Annotated in this window: 6 protein-coding genes; all 6 read left to right on the top strand. The window is 64.7% G+C overall.

Features of this window, described 5'->3' with window-relative positions; all coding sequences use genetic code 11:
- The first annotated feature begins 135 nt into the window (after positions 1-135).
- Positions 136-468 (top strand): hypothetical protein, encoded by a 333-nt coding sequence (locus VFZ20_RS04400; RefSeq protein WP_329682618.1) that lies wholly within the window; start codon positions 136-138, stop codon positions 466-468.
- A 199-nt stretch (positions 469-667) separates the two neighbouring features.
- Positions 668-1,306 (top strand): hypothetical protein, encoded by a 639-nt coding sequence (locus VFZ20_RS04395; protein ID WP_329682617.1) that lies wholly within the window; start codon positions 668-670, stop codon positions 1,304-1,306.
- Positions 1,296-2,525, top strand: coding sequence for a hypothetical protein (locus VFZ20_RS04390; RefSeq protein ID WP_329682616.1), 1,230 nt, complete (start codon positions 1,296-1,298; stop codon positions 2,523-2,525). Before VFZ20_RS04395 ends, VFZ20_RS04390 begins: the two co-directional genes overlap by 11 nt.
- Before the next feature lie 159 nt (positions 2,526-2,684).
- The gene (locus tag VFZ20_RS04385) at positions 2,685-3,743 is read left to right on the top strand and encodes a D-2-hydroxyacid dehydrogenase (protein WP_329682615.1); all 1,059 of its coding nucleotides are present in this window, start codon (positions 2,685-2,687) and stop codon (positions 3,741-3,743) included.
- Between the two features lie 3 nt (positions 3,744-3,746).
- The gene (locus VFZ20_RS04380) at positions 3,747-4,877 is read left to right on the top strand and encodes a PilT/PilU family type 4a pilus ATPase (protein ID WP_329682614.1); all 1,131 of its coding nucleotides are present in this window, start codon (positions 3,747-3,749) and stop codon (positions 4,875-4,877) included.
- A 10-nt stretch (positions 4,878-4,887) separates the two neighbouring features.
- A complete protein-coding gene (locus VFZ20_RS04375) occupies positions 4,888-5,379 on the top strand; it encodes a DUF456 domain-containing protein (protein ID WP_329682613.1) in 492 nt (163 codons plus the stop codon).
- Positions 5,380-5,429: the final 50 nt, after the last annotated feature.

Below are 5,429 nucleotides of genomic sequence, written 5' to 3'. Positions count from 1 at the left end.
GTTCGAGAGCACCATGGCCCCCGTGCCCGCCGTCGCCGCCTGCCTGGAGCGAGTCTCCGACGCGGGTTGAGCGCCGGCCTCGTCCGCCGGAACGCGAAATCCCTCATCCCCCATCCGCCGGTGAGAATCGCAACAATGATGATCCTGCGAACGTCCGCCGCCGCTGCCCTGCTCGTGCTTGCCGCGTGCGCGAGCGGCGGGGAGATGTATCCCATCAACGCCCCGGCGCGGGACGCGTCGGACGTGCCGCCGGAGTTCGTGTCCCCGAGCGCGGCCCCGGTGGAGGGCTGCCGCAACCCCATGACGGACCCGCGCGACGGCACGCACGTGCGGCTGGTGCGCTCGCAGGGCGGCACCGTGGGCGACTACCAGGTGCCGGCGGGCCGCTACGGCGTGGGCGCGGACGAGCTGCTGCGGCTGGAGTGCGGCACGGGCCGCGTGGTCGGCGTGGTGCCAGTCCGGGGCTGAGGCACGATCGCGCCAACTTGACTTGGGTGTAACGCGGTGAGAAAGCCACATGCCGGGCGGGTGCGTTAGAGCCTAATCAGCAGAAGGGGTTAACTCGTGCTCACGCTGGTGTTAAAGGTTTGGTGTACATAGGTTGTATATGTGGTGCACATGGATATCCCGTTCGGGATAGGGTTAACAGACAGGGGGATTTTATTTTATGGTGGAGACCCTCCTTGCCATTCCGGGTGCGATTCACGCGATCCGTGAGATACTCGCGGGGAGAAACTCCGATCCGAGAGCAGTGTTAGCTCACTTGGAGACTATGCGGAGTAGTTTGGTCAAATTTGCTGAAATTGGGCCATGTCTGGACGAGATCAGAAAGCTTCATCAGACCCTTCAAAAAGTTGACCATGTACTTGATCCTTGCCTTCGCTACTTTGCTCGCGCTACTGCGAGCGGGTACTTTAATCCAGTGAAATACCCGTTGGGAAAAGCACGTAGTCTTTGGGAGCTTGCCAAGCCACACTCGATCAACGAGTTCATTGATTCGCTTAGCTCGTTGCAATTCGTTGAGGATGGACTTCATGTAAAGACACCGACCGGTATCCGTCGAATTCCGCGATGGAGTCTCGAAACCAGAAATCTTAAAGAGCGTGTTGATACAGCGTTCTATTCGATTGATCAACGTCCTCCCGGATCTCCCCAAGATGTTCTAAACGTCGCAGAAAGCCTACGAGATCTCTCTCACCACATCAAAACCCGGATGTCTGCTGCCGATCAAGAGATTCGTGATCTGGCCGCCGAGATTAGTAAAGTACTTGCTAACCTAGAAAGGGGTTTGAACAATGGACGGTGAAATGAAGCAGCGGCCTGCACACGAGCAGGACCCCTTTCAATCGCTACTGGAGGCCCACGGGAAACTGAATCAAGGCCTCGTTTCCGGTGTCGAACCGTCTCTTGAGGAGGTGGAAGCTTTCTTTGGGTTGGCCCAACGTGTCCTGCCAGTAGTGGAGTTCGCAACGGAACGGGAAGAGATCCGTGATTTTTTGCGGATCTGGGGGAGCTACCTCGGTACCAAAGGTCGTGTCGTTCCTGAGATCAAAGTGGAAGAGCGTATTCCTTTGGTGCCAGATCTGCAGCGTGAGGACTGGGGTACTGGACGGCATCCTTATCATGGGGGAGTTTCTGTACATATCGGGATAAACGCTCCATTAAGTAGCCTGCAGCATGCCCGTCCGCTAGCCTACGCGGAACTTGCGGCTTGGAGACTAGCTGAACTCGCCAGCCAGGCGGGATACGAATCAGTCTTGGTGCTACAAGGCAGGCGAGCGACGTTGTCAGCAGTGCACCATGCACTAGTTAACGCCGCTGAAATCCTCACATCGGGCGATGTGTTTTTCTTCTCCTTTACAGGGTTTGGGACCCAAGCGACTGATGCAGATTGGGATGAGCGACCGAGCGGGGACGATGGATGGTGTTTAGCGGATGGAGTGTTGCTAAAAGATACACTTGCTGGTTACCTGAGACTGTTCAAACCTGGTGTTCGCATCGTTGTTGTTGAAGAGGGGGGCTTCAGAGGTGGTAGCGTGCGCGATGATGACGACGAGCGTGGTGAGGGAGCTTGGGGCTACCGCTTATCACAATACCAAGATAGGCACAAACCAAGAGACGTTTCTGATAAAGTGGTCTACCGCGATGATCCTGTGATTCCCAGATATCGTGGTGAAGTATATCGCGATAGTGGAGCAGTAACACCGGCCACGTGGGGAGAGGCTCCATGTATCGCTGTTCAGCCCTTCGGCAACGATGGGATCAGGGCAAGCGTACTGGTGTTGTCTGGTTCCCAAGAAGATGCTTGGGGTCAGGATGGGCTGTTCACCCGCCACCTACTCGAGGCTTGGGATGAAGGATCCTTCCGAGGTTCGTTCTGTCAACTTTATCAAGCAGTGTGGAAACGAGTCGTCGCAGAATCAACTCGGCAGAAGCCGCAGATTCGAATGATGGGGCTTCCTGACCCTGAATTCCCGTTCGAGACAGCATTTCACCTCAAACCCAAGCGTTCTGACTACCGGTGATCTACTCGTGAATACTGCCATTGTGGAGTTGCCCCGTCCATACGAAGTGCGTGTGGACGGGGTTTGCATGACAGACGGTGTGATGAACGGTCGCGGCGGGGCGGAGGATGTGGTATACTGGTTCCATTCCAAACCCTGATCCACAGCCCCGCAGTGCCCGTGTCAGACGCATCCCGCCGCCTGGTGCTCCACCTTCGCGACGAGCGGCCCCTGTACAGCATCCCCGACTGGGCCGTGGCCGAGATCCGCGCGGCGCTGCCGGACGGCTGGACGCTGACGGACGTCCAGGAGCCCGCGGACGGGCGCGGCGACGGCGGCGGCGACTCGCCGGGTGCGCGCGCGGCCCGTGACGCCGTGCGGGGCGCGGAAGTCTACGTGGGCTTCGGCGTGCCGGCGGACCTCTTCGAAGCGGCCACGAGCGGACCGGACGCGCGGCTGCGCTGGGCGCACACGGGCAGCGCGGGCGTGGGCGGCTCCCTGCACGACGCCATACGCGCGTCCAGCGTGGTGCTGACCAACGCCGCCGGCCTCTACGCCGAGCCCATGGCCGACACGGTGCTGGCGATGATGCTGCACTTTGCGCGCGGACTGGACTTCGCCGTGCGCGCGCAGGCGGAGCGGCGCTGGGACAAGGCGCCGTTCGACGCCGCCGACACGCCCGTGCGCGAGCTGTCGGAATCGACAGTGGGCATCGTGGGGCTGGGCGGCATCGGGCGGGCGGTGGCGCGGCGGGCCGTGGCGCTGGGCATGCGCGTCGTCGCCACGCGGCGCGGCGGCACGGACGGGCCCGAGGGCGTGGAGGTGTTCCGCGGGGCGGACGCGCTGCACCGCATCCTTCCCCGCAGCGACTACCTGGTCGTCGCCGTGCCGCAGACGGACGCCACCACGGCGCTCATCGGCGCGCGGGAGCTGGCGATGCTGCCGGAGGGCGCCGTCGTCGTCAACGTGGCGCGGGGCGCCGTGATCGACGAGGACGCGCTGACGGACGCGCTGCGGGGTGGACGGCTGCGCGGCGCGGGGCTGGACGTGTTCGCGCGCGAGCCGCTGCCGGAGGAGTCGCCCCTCTGGGGCCTACCCAACGTCCTGGTGCTGCCCCATGTTTCGGGCGCCTCGCACCGGTTCTGGAGGCGCCAGACGGACCTGATCATCGAGAACCTGCGGCGGTACGCGGCCGGGAAGCCCCTGCTGAACACCGTCGACAAGCAAGCGGGATACTAGACGGTGGAAAACATCATCCAGGCCGCCGTGCAGCGGGGCGCAAGCGACCTGCACATCAAGGCGGGCGACGTGTTTCGCGCCCGCATCAACGGCCAGCTCATCCCCCTCACCAAGCAGCGGCTCACGCCCGAGCAGACGCGCGCCATCGCGCTCAAGCTCATCCCGCACGAGCGCGACCGGGCGCGGGTGGACGACATCCAGGACTACGACTGCTCGTGGGGGCTGGCGGGCGTGGGGCGGTTCCGCGTGAACATCCTGCGCCAGCGCGGCAGCTTCATGATCGTCATGCGGGTGATCCCCTTCGAGATCCCCTCCGTGGAGCAGCTGGGCCTGCCGGCCGTCGTGCAGGACATCGCGGCCCTGGAGCGTGGCCTGATCCTCGTCACGGGCGTCACGGGATCGGGCAAGAGCAGCACGCAGGCGGCCATGATCGGGTTCATGAACCAGAACATGCGCCGGCACGTGGTCACGCTGGAGAACCCCATCGAGTTCCTGCACCGCGACGTGAACTGCTCCATCACGCAGCGCGAGGTGGGCATCGACACGGACGACTTCCGCGTGGGGCTGCGCGCGGCCCTGCGGCAGGACCCGGACGTGATCCTCATCGGCGAGATGCGCGACCCCGAGTCCATCGACATCGCCCTCAAGAGCGCCGAGACGGGCCACCTGGTGATCAGCACGGTGCACACGCGCGACGCGGCGTCCACCATCAGCCGCCTGGTGGCCACGTTCCCGCCCGAGGAGCAGAAGGTCGTCCGCCTGCGCCTTGCGGAGCAGCTGCAGGCCGTGATCTCGCAGCGCCTGCTGCCCAAGAAGGACGGCAAGGGGCGCGCGCTGGCGGCGGAGGTGATGGTGGTGAGCGGCACGATCCGTGACTGCATCGCCGACGAGAGCCGCGCGTCGGAGATCCCCGAGCACATCGCGCAGGGGCGGACGACCTACGGGATGCAGACGTTTGACCAGTGCCTGATGGACCTGGTGATGGGCGGGCAGGTGGACTACGCCGTGGCCAAGGCCGCCGCCAGCAACCCCGGGGACTTCGAGCTCAAGATGAACATGCTGTCCAACCGCTCGGGCGGGGCGCAGGGCGCGCAGGCGCCGGCCCTGGCGGGCATCTCGCAGGAATACTTCTGACCCGGGGCGGATGGCGTACGCGCTGCTGGTCCTCGCGCAGGCCGCCGGCCTGCTGCTGATCCCGTTCGGGCTTCCCGGCACCTGGCTGCAGGTGCTGGGGCTCGTGGGCTACGCGGCGCTCACGGACTTCCGTTCCGTGGGCGCCGTTCCCATCGTCGTCGCCGTGGTGCTGGCGGTGGCCGGCGAGGTGGTGGAGTTCGTGCTGGGCGGCCGCTACGCGAAGAAGTACGGCGGCAGCAAACGCGCGGCGTGGGGCGCCATTCTGGGCGGCCTGGTGGGCGCGTTCGTGGGCGTGCCCATCTTTCTCGTGGGCAGCGTGATCGGCGCGTTCGTGGGCGCCTTCGCGGGGGCGGCGCTGCTGGAGCTCACGCGGTCGCCGGACACCCGCGCGGCCCTGCGCGTGGGCTGGGGCGCGTTCGTGGGACGGCTGGTGGCCACGGCCGCCAAGTCCGCCATCGGCGTGGCCATCGCCGCCGTGGCCCTGTTCTCGGCGCTCGGGTGACGAACCCCGGCGCCGGGCGCCCGCCGTCCGACCTTCCGCCCCCCGCCGGC

Source organism: Longimicrobium sp. (assembly GCF_036280135.1).
Classification (GTDB): domain Bacteria; phylum Gemmatimonadota; class Gemmatimonadetes; order Longimicrobiales; family Longimicrobiaceae; genus Longimicrobium.
Note: the sequence above shows the minus strand (reverse complement) of the source record. Positions and strands in the feature narration are given on the sequence as shown.